The organism is Stenotrophomonas sp. As-7 (assembly GCF_030291015.1).
GTDB lineage: Bacteria > Pseudomonadota > Gammaproteobacteria > Xanthomonadales > Xanthomonadaceae > Stenotrophomonas > Stenotrophomonas lactitubi.
Genome location: NZ_CP127405.1, coordinates 3942100 through 3955579, shown reverse-complemented (window position 1 = coordinate 3955579; position 13480 = coordinate 3942100). Strand labels below are relative to the sequence as shown.

General features: G+C 66.2%; 7 protein-coding genes. 2 read left to right on the top strand and 5 right to left on the bottom strand.

Features of this window, described 5'->3' with window-relative positions:
• Positions 1–28: 28 nt before the first annotated feature.
• From QP457_RS18035 to QP457_RS18025, 3 genes are all read right to left on the bottom strand, one after another.
• Complete coding sequence (locus QP457_RS18035; protein ID WP_286040799.1) at positions 29–760, bottom strand: hypothetical protein; 732 nt, start codon at positions 758–760, stop codon at positions 29–31.
• Between the two features lie 123 nt (positions 761–883).
• Positions 884–3535, bottom strand: coding sequence for a PAS-domain containing protein (locus tag QP457_RS18030; protein ID WP_205406192.1), 2652 nt, complete (start codon positions 3533–3535; stop codon positions 884–886).
• A gap of 68 nt (positions 3536–3603) precedes the next feature.
• Positions 3604–4773, bottom strand: coding sequence for a porin (locus QP457_RS18025; protein WP_205406191.1), 1170 nt, complete (start codon positions 4771–4773; stop codon positions 3604–3606).
• A gap of 330 nt (positions 4774–5103) precedes the next feature.
• Between QP457_RS18025 and QP457_RS18020 the strand changes: the two genes are divergently transcribed.
• Together QP457_RS18020 and QP457_RS18015 are read left to right on the top strand one after the other, a co-directional pair.
• Positions 5104–6459, top strand: a complete 1356-nt coding sequence (locus QP457_RS18020; protein ID WP_099820994.1) for a dicarboxylate/amino acid:cation symporter — start codon at positions 5104–5106, stop codon at positions 6457–6459.
• 229 nt (positions 6460–6688) lie between these two features.
• Positions 6689–8980, top strand: a complete 2292-nt coding sequence (locus QP457_RS18015; protein WP_025874126.1) for an NADP-dependent malic enzyme — start codon at positions 6689–6691, stop codon at positions 8978–8980.
• A 400-nt stretch (positions 8981–9380) separates the two neighbouring features.
• Here QP457_RS18015 and QP457_RS18010 read toward each other — a convergent pair whose 3' ends face one another.
• Entirely contained in the window at positions 9381–10136 is a 756-nt protein-coding gene (locus QP457_RS18010) for a basic secretory protein-like protein (RefSeq protein WP_205406190.1), read from the bottom strand.
• Complete coding sequence (locus QP457_RS18005; protein ID WP_205406189.1) at positions 10133–13477, bottom strand: GH92 family glycosyl hydrolase; 3345 nt, start codon at positions 13475–13477, stop codon at positions 10133–10135. Before QP457_RS18005 ends, QP457_RS18010 begins: the two co-directional genes overlap by 4 nt.
• Positions 13478–13480 lie beyond the last annotated feature (3 nt).

The window sequence follows — 13480 nt, the reverse complement described above, 5'->3', positions numbered from 1 at the left end:
CGTTGTTGATTCTGTTCCGCTTCCTCGATCAGTTTCCGCTGATCGAATTCAGTTCCGGATCGGTAGAGAACATGAATCTGTTCTCGTATTCCGCGCCCAGACCCTCGGATGTTTCGACGTAGCCGTATGTGGGAGACGATCGGTCTGACGCCAGCCTCTGGCCCCATGCCTCGTGATCGGCATTGCTTCGGGCTCGAGCGATGCCAATGCATATGCTCAGGCCGCACGCAAGGCGCTCTAGAACGGTGTTCTGATCCATTGCGCGCAAGAGAGACGATCGATAGTGCCTGGCCAGGTCCTGCGCATCAGGGCTGGATGCTGCGTCGATGGTCATGCGGTCGATTGCATCATGGGTACTACGACTCGACCGCAGAAGGTCTTCAGCCGTCTGGCTTGAGATGCCCCTGTTTGCCATGAATCCAGACTCGACCAGAAGGTACTCGGATGTGCGTTCCGTACGATTCTCGCTCGACGCCGAAATGCCCTGATTCGACAATGTGCGGCAACGCGGGTTGGCTGAGTCGGGCGTGTCTGGATGACGCTGGCCGATGCTGCTTTCTTCTGTAGTTCCCTGTTGATTCCCGTCTGCTTTCGGTGATTTGCCATCGATGCATCCGCTGCAGCAAAGGCCGAAGAGCGTCGCCACGATCGGGCTGGAATATCTTGTAAATGCAGGATGTACGGGAGAAACGGGCACGATCAATGCCTCTGGTCTGGCTGGCCGATTGGCCCGGTCATGCAATTTTCTGATCTTCAGCAACGGTGGTAAGTAGGGCAATGGCTCGTCTGCTGTTCAGACCATGCCCATCCTCTATCCATGGGTGGGTCGCTTTTCAGCCTCCTCTCAAAGAGCGGCCGATGGTCCGCGCGTGGTGCGACAGCGTTACCCGCGATGCCGCAACAGCAACTGCGTCATCAATGCACGCAGCGCCGGTGGCCGCACCGGCTTGAGCAGGAAGCCCCAACCGTTCTCGGCAGCATGCGCCTTCAGCGCATCATCGCGCTCGGCAGTCACCAGGATCACTGGCGGCCGCGCCTGCCACAGCGTGCACAGCGCTTCATACAGGTCCGGTCCGTGCCACTGCCCCATGCGCACGTCCAGCAGCAACAGCTGCGGCACGTTCAACGCGCTGGCGATTTCCAGCGCGCCCTGCGGGCCGTCGGCAAGTTCCACATGGCAGCCCCAGCGTTCCAGCAGGGCACGGGTCGCCGCGCAGACGTGCGGGTCATCATCGATGCTCCATACCCGACATTGCCGCAGCGGGCTGTCATCGGACGGTTCGGTCGCGATGACCGGCGCTGCCGGCGGTGCAATCACCTCGTCGGCGCGTCCGAGTGCCACGCTGACGGCGAATACGCTGCCCTTGCCCAGCGTAGAACGCAGGCTGATGCGGTGGCCGAGCAGGCGACCGATGCGCTCGACGATGGCAAGGCCCAGGCCGGCGCCACGTTCCTGCTCCACGCCGTCATTCAAGCGGCGGAATTCTTCGAAAATTTCGCCCTGCAGGCTTTCCGGAATGCCCGGCCCCTGGTCATGCACCTCGATGCGCAGCTGGTCGCCGGTGCGCCGACAACCGATCAACACGCGCCCACGCGGCGTGTAGCGCAGCGCATTGGACAGGAAATTCTGCAGGATGCGCCGCAGCAGCGCTTCGTCGCTGACCACAACCGCGTGAGTGTCAACCCAGTCAAGCTGCAGACCGCGGCTCTGTGCGGCGATGCCGAACTCGCGCGCCAGGGTTTCCAGTAAAGGCGAAAGCGCAAAAGCGCGCACGCGGACCTGCAACGATCCCGATTCCAGCCGAGAGATATCCAGCAGGCTGTTGAGAATCGCATCCTGTGCCGCCAGTGCGGCATCGATATGGTCGCTGGTCTGCTGCTGTGCGGGGTCACTGAGCTTGCCGCGCAGCACCGACACGAACATGCGCGCGGCATTCAACGGCTGCAGCAGGTCGTGCACCGCCGAGGCGACGAAGCGGGTCTTGTAACGGTTGGCCTGTTCGGCCTCGCGGCGGGCTTCGTCCAGATCCTGGGTGCGCTCGGCCACGCGGTGTTCCAGCGCATCGGCCAGCGAGCGAAGTTCACGCGCGGCGTTCTTGTAGCTGGTGATGTCGGCGTAGCTGGTGACGAAGCCACCATCAGGCAGCGGGTTGCCGCGGATCTCCAGCACCGTGCCGTCGTCCTTCTCGCTCTCGCGCATGTGCGGGCGACCGCTGCGCAGATGGGTCAGGCGGCGTTCGATGGCCTCGTCGATCGGGCCGGGGCCCAGCAGGCCACGACGTGCGTTGAAACGGAACAGTTCCTCGATCGGGCGGCCCACCCGCACCAGCCCGGCCGGGAAGCGGAACAGCTCCAGATAGCGCGAGTTCCATGCCACCAGACGCTGTTCCTTGTCGATCACCACCACGCCCTGCGGCAGATGCTCGAGGCTGCGGCTCAAGCCGACGTCGGCATCGGTGGCCGCTTCCAGCAGGCCGTCCTGGGCGGTGCGCAGCTCCTGCGCGTGCTGCTTGAGCAGGGTTTCCAGCTCGCGCCGGCTGCGCTGGCGATGCTTGGACAGGCGACGCCGTTGCTGCACGAACAACACCAGGAAACCCAGTGCCAGCCATGCGGCGGCGCCGGCCACGGCCGCGCCTCGGCCCGCGCTGGTGGCCGCGCTGGCGTCGTGCAGCAAGTGCAGGCTCCAGTCTTCGTCGGGCAGCGCCAGGGTCTGCCACAGCATTGCCTGCGGCAGTGGCGGGTCGAGCAGGCGGACCATGCGACCGCCATCGGCCAGCACATCTTCGGTGCGCACGCGCAGCGGTTGCAGCGAGCGATCGGCATACTGCCGCGCCGCGCGCATCTCGTTGCGTTCCTCCGCGCCGAGCGGGCGCAGCAGGCGGTAGCGCCAGGCATCGCGGTTGGCGAGGAACACCACGTCGTGGTTGTCGCTGGTCAGCACCACGTCCGGGCTGTTCAACCACTCCTGTTCCAGCGCGGACAGCTCGATCTTGATCACGATCACGCCGATGCGCTGGCTGTCGGCGTCCAGGATGGCCTCGGACATGAAATAACCGGGCACGCCGGTGGTCATGCCGATGCCGTAGAAACGGCCACGGCCATGGGCCAGCGCTTGCTGGTAGTAGGGGCGGTAGCTGTAATCCTCGCCGACGTTGCTGGTCGGCTGGTCCCAGTTGCTGGCGGCCACGGCCACGCCATCGCGGCCGACCAGGGTCAGCGTCGAGGTGCGGGTCACCTGGTTGGCGCGCTGCAGTTTCAGGTTCAGGCGTTGCCGCTCGGCGGGCGAGGGCGGCACCTGCAATGCATGCAGCAGGTCCGGGTCCAGCGCCATCACCTGTGGCAGGGTGCCGAACCGGTCGATGCGCTGTTGCAGCCCCTGGCCATACAGCTGCAGCTGGCGCTGCACCTGTGCGCTTTCCGTGCCGAGGGCGCGACGCCAGGCGTAGTGGCCGGCGGCGACCGCGCACAGCACGGTGCCGGTGACCATCACCAGAACGGTCAGCAACTGCAGGCGGTGGCGGCTGAGCCAGTACATGGCGGCAGTCTACGCAGGGCCGGCGGGCGCGATGTACACGCCCGCCGGGATCTGACACGTGGAAGGGATCAGAAGTGCATCTGCGCGCGAAGTTCGAAGATCTCCGGGGTGCTGTGCACACCGCGACGGCTGGCATCGACCTTCACGTAGTTGGCCTGGAACTTGAAGTGGCTGGTCAGGTACCAGTTCGCGCCCAGGGTCAGGTCATGCTGGCGGCCGCCGAGGATGCTGCCGTCGTCCAGGTCCAGGCGGCTGTAGCGGGCCACCAGTTCCACCGCGCCGTAGTCGTGTGCCGGCTTGATGTTGGCAACGGCGCCGGCGTTGTACGGGCGCGATTCGCCGGTCAGCACCCAGCTGGCCATCGCGTACTGGCCGTGGCCGGTGTAGTCGGGCTTGCCATCATTGCGGGTGACCGTCGCCTGCAGCGCTTCGGCCTGCAGCGAGAACGGACCGCGGATCCAGATACCTTCCAGGCCGGTGCGGCGGATCTGGTCGGCGGTGACCAGCGCGCCCGAATCGACGAGGCGGATGTCGGTCAGCCCGGCTTCCGGGCGGGCGCGCAGGCGCGCGCTGGCTTCATGATGCATGTCGCGGCCATCGTGGTAACCGCGCGGGTTTTCCTGCGAATAGGCCAGGCCCAGGTGGATCACATCGCCCGGTGCCTTTACCGGCGTCCACACCGCACGCACCGCCTGGGTGGTGCCGGGGTTGTCGCCCTGCAGGTCCTTGCCGCCATAGGCGCCGGCCTGCAGCAGGTACTGCGGACGTTCCAGCACCCATTCCACGCCGGTGCGGCGGCCTGCGTAGAACGCCTGCACGGGCAGCGCGGTTTCCAGGAAGCTGCCGGCGCGCGAGGAGGTGTTCGCATCCAGGCCGACCGGGGTCTTCATGTAGCCGAAGCGGAAGCGGCCGACATCGCGGCCGAAGAACGCCTTGCTCTCGAAGCGCACGAACACGTCCAGCCAGGTATCGGCCTGGAAATCGTAGTAGACCATCGCGTCGTACACGCCCTTCTTTTTCAGGGTCGCGCCGAATTCCTTGCGGCGCACCGCGTCGTCATCCTCGATGCCGCTGGCGGACGAGAAGTTGTTGTAGTCGTAGGCGATGTTGGCGGTAGCGGCCAGTTCGGTGCCGTCGCCGAAGGCGTACTTGGTCGGCCAGTTGTCGAAATCCGCAGCGGATGCGAAGGCGGGGAGGGCGGCCAGGGAAAGGGCCAGCAAAGTGGGAATCGGGCGCATGGGTGGTGCGGCTCTCTCAGAATGCGTGTGGACAGGACAACAACGGCCGCAATGGCCGGAACTTTCGCAATGACGCGCCCGGCCGTTCAGGTCGGGCCACCGGCATCCCCGCGATCAGCGGTGCGGCGCCAGTGTAGGCAGCGCAGCCACCTGAACCGGGGGGCTAGTACCAATAGGTTATCTGCGCGGCGGTGCGTGGCGCGTACAAAGGCGTCCATTGGTCGCACCCCGCGCCTGCAGTCCAGGGGCGTGCGATCAGTTTCCACGGTAACGGTTCCCGTGCACTTCCGGGGCCGTACGTGCCTGAAAACGCCCCTTCCGGAGTCCGCCATGCACATCCCGACCGCTGCACCGGTGCCCAGCAAGCCGTTGCCGCTCTACCGCCAGCTGTATTTCCAGGTGATCGTGGCGATCGTCCTGGGCGCTGTCCTCGGCCACTACGAGCCGCTGATCGGCGAGAAGATGAAGCCGCTCGGCGATGCCTTCATCAACCTGGTGAAGATGATCATCGCGCCGGTCATCTTCCTGACCATCGTCACCGGCATCGCCGGCATGACCCATCTGCGTACGGTGGGCCGGGTGTTCGCCAAGGCGATGGCGTACTTCCTGTTCTTCTCCACGCTGGCGCTGATCGTCGGCATGATCGTGGCGCACGTCGTGCAGCCCGGCGCCGGCATGAACATCAACCCGGCCGAGCTGGACCAGACCGCGGTGCACAGCTACGTCGAGAAGTCGCACGACCTGACCCTGGTCGGCTTCCTGATGGACATCATCCCGAAGACGCTGCTCAGCGCCTTCGTTGACGGCAACATCCTGCAGGTGCTGTTCGTGGCGGTGCTGTTCGGCATCGCGCTGGCCTCGGTGGGCGAGAAGGGCAAGCCGATCCAGAACTTCCTGGAAGCGCTGGTCGCCCCGGTGTTCAAGCTGGTGCACATCCTGATGAAGGCCGCGCCGATCGGTGCCTTCGGTGCCATCGCCTTCACCATCGGCAAGTACGGCGTCGGCTCGCTGGTCAACCTGGCCTGGCTGGTCGGCTCGTTCTACCTCACCGCCTTCCTGTTCGTTGCGGTGATCCTGGGCGTGGTCTGCCGCCTGTGCGGCTTCTCGGTGTTCAAGCTGGCCCGTTACCTGAAGGCCGAGCTGCTGCTGGTGCTGGGCACCTCGTCGTCGGAGTCGGCGCTGCCGTCGCTGATGGAGAAGATGGAGCGTGCCGGCTGCAGCAAGTCGGTGGTCGGCCTGGTGGTCCCCACTGGCTACTCGTTCAACCTGGACGGCACCAACATCTACATGACCCTGGCCGCGCTGTTCATCGCCCAGGCCACCAACACCGAACTGACCCTGGGCCACCAGATCGCGCTGCTGCTGGTGGCGATGCTCAGCTCCAAGGGCGCGGCCGGCGTCACCGGTGCCGGCTTCATCACCCTGGCCGCCACCCTGGCGGTGGTGCCGGAAGTGCCGGTGGCCGGCATGGCGCTGATCCTGGGCGTGGACCGCTTCATGAGCGAATGCCGCTCGCTGACCAACTTCATCGGCAACGCGGTGGCCACGGTGGTGGTGTCGCGCTGGGAAGGCGCGCTGGACCGCGACCGTCTGAAGCTGGCGCTGGATGGTCGCGAAAGCGAACTGCCGCCGCCGGTCGATGCCGTGCCGCTGGCAATGACCGAGGCGCTGCCCGCCAAGGGCTGATCCGGGTGTGTGGTACTGCGGGGCCGGTCACGACAGTGGCACGGCCCCGCAGCGTTTCAAGGCGTCCCACGGCTGTCATCGCCAGCGCCGAAGCTGTGCTCTGATAACGTCGCATACGCCATGGAATTGTGCGGTCGCAGCATCACTGCGACAGCATAGCGACAGGTCCGACCGCTCCAACGGGGGTATGATCCCCTGTCCCTTCTGCCCATTCATGTAACCCACATCGATGTCCAACGAAGATTTCAAACAGGCCGCCCTCGATTACCACCGGATGTCTCCGCCCGGCAAGATCAAGGTTTCCGCTACCAAGCCCATGCTGACCCAGCGCGACCTGTCGCTGGCGTATTCGCCGGGCGTGGCGTACGCCTGTGAAGCGATCAAGGCCGATCCGCAGCAGGCCAGCGAGCTGACTGCCCGCGGCAACCTGGTGGCGGTGATCTCCAACGGCACCGCGGTGCTGGGCCTGGGCAACATCGGCGCACTGGCCGGCAAGCCGGTGATGGAAGGCAAGGGCGTGCTGTTCCAGAAGTTCGCCGGCATCGATGTGTTCGACATCGAAGTGGACGAGAACGACCCGGACAAGCTGGTCGACATCATCGCCTCGCTGGAGCCGACCTTCGGCGGCATCAACCTGGAAGACATCAAGGCACCGGAGTGCTTCATCGTCGAGCGCAAGCTGCGCGAGCGCATGAAGATCCCGGTGTTCCATGACGACCAGCACGGCACGGCGATCATCGTCGGTGCCGCAGTGCTGAACGCCATGGCGATCACCGGCAAGAAGATCGAAGAAGTGAAGCTGGCGACCACGGGCATGGGCGCGGCCGGCATTTCCTGCGTGAACATGCTGGTGCAGCTGGGCCTGAAGCCGGAGAACATCCTGGCCTTCGACCGCGAGGGCGTGATCCACACCGGCCGTACCGACCTGGACCCGGAAAAGCTGCGCTATGCGCGCGACACCGACAAGCGCACCCTGGCCGAGATCGTCGACGGCGCGGACATCTTCCTGGGCCTGTCGGCGCCGGGCATCCTGACCGCCGAGATGGTCAAGACGATGGCGCCGGATCCGGTGATCTTCGCGCTGGCCAACCCGACCCCGGAAATCATGCCGGAACTGGTGCGCGCTGCGCGTCCGGACGCGATCATCGGTACCGGCCGTTCGGACTACCCGAACCAGGTCAACAACGTGCTGTGCTTCCCGTACCTGTTCCGCGGTGCGCTGGACGTCGGCGCGACCGCGATCAACGAGGAAATGAAGATCGCCTGCGTGCGTGCTATCGCCGCGCTGGCCCGTCGCGCCGCCACCGACATGGGCTCGGCCTATGGCGGCGAGACCCCGAGCTTCGGCCGCGAGTACCTGATTCCGCGTCCGTTCGACCGCCGCCTGCTGGTGGAGCTCTCGGCTGCCGTGGCCCAGGCCGCGATGGATTCGGGCGTGGCCGCCCGTCCGATCGCCGACATGGAAGCCTACCGGCAGAAGCTGTCGCAGTTCGTCTACCGCACCAGCCTGATGATGAAGCCGGTCTACGACCGCGCGCGCAGCGACAAGCAGCGCGTGGTGTATGCCGAAGGCGAAGAGGAAGTGGTGCTGCAGGCGGTGCAGAACGTGGTCGACGACGGCCTGGCACACCCGATCCTGATCGGTCGCCCGGAAGTGATCGAATCGCGCATCGAACGCCTCGGCCTGCGCCTGAAGATCGGCGAGAACATTGAAGTCACCAACATCAATGACGACCCGCGCTTCAACGAATACTGGCAGTACTACCACGGCCTGACCGGCCGTCGTGGCGTCACCGTGGCCGCGGCCAAGAACCTGATGCGTTCGCGGCCGACCCTGATCGCCGCGGTGATGGTGGCCCGTGGCGAAGCCGATGCGATGCTGACCGGCATCGTCGGCCGCTTCCACAAGAAGCTGGGTTACGTGCGCAGCGTGCTGCCACTGGAATCGAAGGTCACCTCGACCTCGGCGATGACCGGCGTGATCAACCAGCAGGGCGTGTTCTTCTTCGTCGACACCCACGTGCAGGAAGACCCGACCGCCGAGCAGCTGTGCGAAGCGACCCTGCAGGCGGCGTACCGCATGAAGCTGTTCGGTGTCGAGCCGAAGGTGGCACTGCTGTCGCACTCCAACTTCGGCAGCCACGATTCGAAGGATGCGCTGAAGATGCGCCAGGTGCGCGAGCTGCTGCTCAAGCGCAACCCGCGTCTGAACGTGGACGGCGAAATGCAGGGCGACACCGCATGGGATGAAGCCCTGCGCCAGAAGCTGCTGCCGGGCTCGACCCTGCAGGGCCGTGCCAACCTGTTCGTGCTGCCGAACCTGGAAGCGGCCAACATCGCCTACAACCTGGTGCGCGTGTTCACTGATGGCGTGGCGATCGGCCCGATCCTGATGGGCGTCAACAAGCCGGTGCACATCCTGACCACCAGCGCGACCTCGCGCCGGATCCTGAACATGACCGCGATTGCCGCCGTCGATGCGCAGATCCGCAAACAGATCGAAGCGGAAAAGAAGGCATAAGCCTTCGTTCCGCTGCGATCTGCAGAAACGCGCCCTTCGGGGCGCGTTTCTGTTTGCGCCCGGCGGAAACCGGATCGGGTAGCGCCGGGCCATGCCCGGCGAGCGCGCAGCGCGGCGCTTCTCGCATTCCGCCGGGCATGGCCCGGCGCTACCCGATGAATTGCAGCCCGGCGGTCATTTCCCTGCAACGCCACTGCGGCCCAATACGCCCACGCGGCCTGGCCGTGGGAAGGGACCGGACCGGCCTTCCCACCCTGGGCCCGACCAACTTTCCATGGGCGGAGCAGTGTCATGCGCAGTCGAGTGAGCAAGCGGTATTTCCAGCAGCTGTTCGCGCTGTACGCCGGCTTCGTGCATTCGCGTTGAAGGCCGCCGGGGCATCGCCCCGGCAACGTCGGGCTTATCGCCGCTTCGCGCGTCGGGCGGGCGGCGGTGCAGGGGCCGGGGAACGCGGCTTGGCGTACTCCGTCCACAGCGCCGGCAGGGTCTTGCCGGTGTGCTTCTGCCACAGCGCGGGTGCATAGCGCCCGTCGCGCAGATCCTTGTCCAGTGCCAGCACCAGTCCCGGGTGTGCCGCTTCGGCCCACTTCAGGAAAGCACCGGTTACCCGATAGCCACTTTCCACCGTCTGGCCCTGGCTCAGCTTGTCCGGCAACGCCCAGCCCGCAGCGGCGTTGTTCATGCCGTAGCGATCGCGCGCGTAGTCGGCGATGCCCTCCACCAGCCAGCCCGGCACGCGCTTGTCGCCGTAGCTGGGGTAGCCCTGCACGATGTGCATTGCTTCGTGGGTCACCAGATCGATGTCATCCGGGTGCTGGGCCAGCCAGCCCGGATTGATGGTGATGGTGCTGGCCTTGTCCTTGTCGCCGACGAAGGCGACGCCGGTGTACGCCGGATCGATCACGATGCGCACTTCGTTCGGCGCGGCCGGGCGGAAGTCCGCACGCTCGCGCAGGTAGGCGAAGTAGAACGTATCGATGATGCGCTTGCGCACCGGCGCGGCCAGCGCACCGGCAGCGTCCTGGTAATACAGCGTTACCCCGTCACGGCTGACCTGGCCATCGAAGGCCTGGGTCTGCGGCTGTGCCTGGCTGAGACTTGGAGATACAAGGGCGGCAAGAGCGAGGGGGAGGAAACGTAGGCGCATGGACGTCATTGTAGGGGGGAGGGCGCCAACAGTTCGATCTCGGCCAGCTGCAGGCGCCCCGGCGCAGCCAGGCGCAGACGGTACTCGGCGTAGCGTGAGGGCGAAGCGATACGGAACGGGCGGGTCTGCCGGGCCGAGGTGAACTCTTCTCCGCGGCGCTGGTCCAGCGTTACCCAACGCCCATTGCCGGTACGTGCTTCCAGCGTCCACTCGCCGCCGCGGATAGCACCATCACCGCTGGTCAGCGTGTACATCGTCGGTACGCCATCGCCCACATGGCTCAGCGCGATGGTCGCGCCACCACCCAGCGGCACCGCCGTCGTGGCATCGTCGTCCACCAGCGCGGGCAGGGCGCGACCGTCGGCCAGCGTTGCCTGCGCGCCGCCGCCCAGAAGGTCGTGCAGCAGTTGCGGTCGCCGGCCACGCGCGGTCAGCGAGCGCGGCACATCATCCACGCCGCTGCCCCAGCGCGACGGCTGCGGGCCCATCACGAAGTCCAGGGTCGCACCCTTGGCGATCACCTCGTGCGGCACCCAGGTCTTCGTCCACGGCTTGCCGTTGATCTTCAGCGACTGCACGTACACGTTCTCACGCGAATTCTGCGGCGCATTGACGGTCAATACCGCACCGCCCTGCAACTCCACGCGCGCATGCTGGAACGCCGGCGAACCAATCGCGTATTCCGGCGCGCCCATCCGCAGCGGATACAGGCCCAGCGAGGCCAGCACGTACCACGCCGAGGTCTCGCCGTTGTCCTCGTCGCCCGGATAGCCCTGGCCGATCTCGCTGCCGACATACAGCCGCGACAGGATTTCGCGCACATGCTGCTGGGTCTTCCACGGTTGTCCGGCATACAGGTACATCCACGGGATGTGGTGTGCCGGCTGGTTGCTGTGCGCGTACATGCCCATGCGCACATCGCGCGCTTCGGTCATCTCGTGGATGGTGCCGCCGTAGGAGCCGGCGAACGCGGCGTCGGCGGTTTCCGGCGTGGCGAAGAAGGTGTCGAGCTTGGCGGCCAGCTTGTCGCGGCCACCGTACAGCGCGGCCAGGCCTTCGCCATCGTGCGCGGCGGTGAAGGCGAATGTCCAGCCATTGGATTCGGTGTAGTCGTGGCCCCACACGCGCGGATCGTAATCCTTGGCCTGCAGGCGCCAGCTGCCATCGGGCTTGCGGCCCTGGAAGAAGCCGGCGGCCGGATCGAACATCGTCGCGTAGCTGGTGGCGCGGTAGCGGAAGTAGTCGGCTTCGGTGGTGTAGCGTTCGCGCGCGGACGATGTCGTCGCGCGCTTGGCCAGCGCTTCGGCCATGTTGGCGATGCCGAAATCATTGAGCGCCCCTTCCATCGTCCACGACATGCCCTCGTGCACGTCGGCGCTGGCATAGCCGCGGAACGTTGAGCGGTCCATGCCCTTGCGGCCGACATGGCGGTCCGGCGGCACCACGGTGGCGTTCTTCAGCGCTGCGGCATAGGCCTCTTCGGGATCGAAGCCACCGATGCCCTTCAGCCATGCATCGGCGAAGGCCACATCCGAACTGGTGCCGACCATCAGGTCCGCGTAGCCGGGCGAGGACCAGCGCGCGATCCAGCCACCGGCGCGGTACTGCTCGATGAAGCCCTGTACCAGCTGCCCGGCATCATCCGGGGTGAACAGCGCATACGCCGGCCAGGTGGTGCGGAACGTGTCCCAGAAGCCGTTGTTGACGAAGACCTTGCCGTCGCGCACCGGTGCGAAGCTGCGCGTTGCGCTGCCATCGGTGTTGTCATCGGCGGCGCTGGCCTGGCTTGCATAGCGCCAATCCGGAGCGGCGGCGGTGCCCGCATTCTCGTGGCCGGAATTGGGGTACAGGTACAGCCGGTACAGGCTGGAGTACAGCGTGGTCTTCTGGTCGTCGCTGGCGTTGCCGATGTCGAAGCGGGCCAGGCGCGCGTCCCACGCATCCTGTGCACGCCCGGCCACGCTTTCCAGCGTATCGGCTGCGGCGATTTCCAGCGCCAGGTTGTGGCGTGCCTGCTCGATGGAGATCAGCGAGGTGGCGATGCGCATCGTCACCCGGCGCTCGCTGCCTGCGTCGAACTTGATGTAGCCGGTCGGGCGGCCGGTACCGATCTGGCCGCTGCTGCGCCACGGCTTGTCGAAGCTGGCCACCACATACATGCGGGTGGCGCCGTTGGACAGGCCGCTGCGGGTATCGGTGTGGCCGGACAACGTCTGCGTGGCGGCGTCGAGGGTCAGCCCACCGCGCGCATCGACGTTGTCGAACAGCAGGTTGGCGTCGCCACCTGCGGGGAAATCGAAGCGGAACAGCGCGGCATGGTCGGTGGGGGCGATGGATGCGGCGATGCCGTTGTCGAAGCGCACGTCGTACCGATACGGGCGTGCGCTTTCCTGTGCGCGGTCGAAGGGCAGTGCCCGCTTGCTGCGATCAGCCTCAGGCACACCGCGCGTGGTGGAGGGCATCACCTGGAAGGTCTGTCGGTCGCCCATCCACGGGCTGGGCTGGTGGCTCAGGGCAAGCGCCTGCAGCTGCGGCCGGTTCTTCGCATTGTTCTGCTCGTTCCAGCGGTATAGCCAGTTCAGTGCGCCGGCATCGGTCACCGGCGTCCAGAAGTTGAAGCCGTGCGGTACAGCGGTGGCCGGGAAGTTGTTGCCGCGTGAGAAAGTGCCATTGGCCTGGGTTCCGCGCGTGGTCAACACCCAGTCGGAGACACGCTGCGGTGCCTGTCGTGGCTGCACGTCCAGGCGTACGTCGTCGATCCAGCCCGACACGGGCGCGCCATCGGCGCTGGCCACCTCGAGCTCGATGCCGATCACGCGGCGGCCCTTCAACGCGGGCACATCGCCAAGGCGTACCGCCTTGCGCGCCCACTGCTGCGGATACAGCGTCTTCGAATCGCCCTGCGCCTGTGCGCCCAGCGCCACGCCGTGCTGGTCGCGCGCGCCGCTGGCGGATACGCGGCTGCCATCGTCCAGCAGCAGGTCCAGCGACACATAGGTGGAGGCCACGGTGTCCTTGCCGACGATCTCCGGCAGTACCAGCCAGGACAACGTGGTGTCGGTCTCGATGGGCACATCGGTCTTGAACAGTTCGCGGCGTGCCTGGCCGCCATTGGCGCTGTAGTGCAACGCATGCAGGCCGCTGTAGCCGACGTTGCGCTTGGCCGCGTACGGCGCGCCAGGGCCGCTGCCGACGTCAACGGACAGCGCGCCAGCGGATCTGGCCGGTGCCGGCTCGCCCGGCTCGAAGGAGGTCTGCAGCCCTTGCGCCAGCACCGGTGTCGCAGTAGTCGCACAGGCCAGGGCCAGGGCGAGCGGAAGCAGGGCGCGGCGTGGGTCGGACAGGGTCATGCA

What these genes read in the sequence shown, in the direction of transcription:
- QP457_RS18010 (WP_205406190.1), bottom strand. Translation starts at nt 10,136, where the DNA reads ATGACGTCCATGCGCCTACGTTTCCTCCCCCTCGCTCTTGCCGCCCTT.
- QP457_RS18030 (WP_205406192.1), bottom strand. Translation starts at nt 3,535, where the DNA reads ATGTACTGGCTCAGCCGCCACCGCCTGCAGTTGCTGACCGTTCTGGTG.
- QP457_RS18025 (WP_205406191.1), bottom strand. Translation starts at nt 4,773, where the DNA reads ATGCGCCCGATTCCCACTTTGCTGGCCCTTTCCCTGGCCGCCCTCCCC.
- QP457_RS18005 (WP_205406189.1), bottom strand. Translation starts at nt 13,477, where the DNA reads ATGACCCTGTCCGACCCACGCCGCGCCCTGCTTCCGCTCGCCCTGGCC.
- QP457_RS18015 (WP_025874126.1), top strand. Translation starts at nt 6,689, where the DNA reads ATGTCCAACGAAGATTTCAAACAGGCCGCCCTCGATTACCACCGGATG.
- QP457_RS18020 (WP_099820994.1), top strand. Translation starts at nt 5,104, where the DNA reads ATGCACATCCCGACCGCTGCACCGGTGCCCAGCAAGCCGTTGCCGCTC.